Annotated in this window: 1 protein-coding gene; it reads right to left on the bottom strand. The window is 60.4% G+C overall.

Annotation, left to right across the window (positions count from 1 at the left end):
• On the bottom strand, positions 1 to 188 hold a 188-nt coding region (locus ABG80_RS20065), incomplete at its 3' end, for a hypothetical protein (protein WP_152987768.1).
• Positions 189 to 273: the final 85 nt, after the last annotated feature.

Genomic DNA, 273 nt, shown 5'->3' with positions numbered 1-273 from the left:
TGCACGGCCATCATGTAGGCCTGCGAGGCCTTGTCCCAGGCGTCGATGTGTCTGGCCAGGATGAACAGCCAGGGCGGCGTGTCAACATCCGGGCCAGCAGCTACGATCCCGTAGAAGGCCCTCACCGTCTCAGTGGCCATCAGCGCAGCCTCTTCGAGGACATTGCGCGCTTCATCGATAGACTTCATTCCAGCCATTTCAACTCCTGTGTAGTTGGCTTGGTTAGGGCAGGGGAGCGGCGTTCCAGGCCAATCCCCTACCCGTCTGATCCCT

Source organism: Aquabacterium parvum, from assembly GCF_001447195.1.
In the GTDB taxonomy this organism is placed as follows: Bacteria; Pseudomonadota; Gammaproteobacteria; order Burkholderiales; family Burkholderiaceae_C; genus Aquabacterium; species Aquabacterium parvum.
The sequence above is the reverse complement of the archived record's forward strand: the minus strand, read 5'-3'. Positions and strand labels throughout refer to the sequence as shown.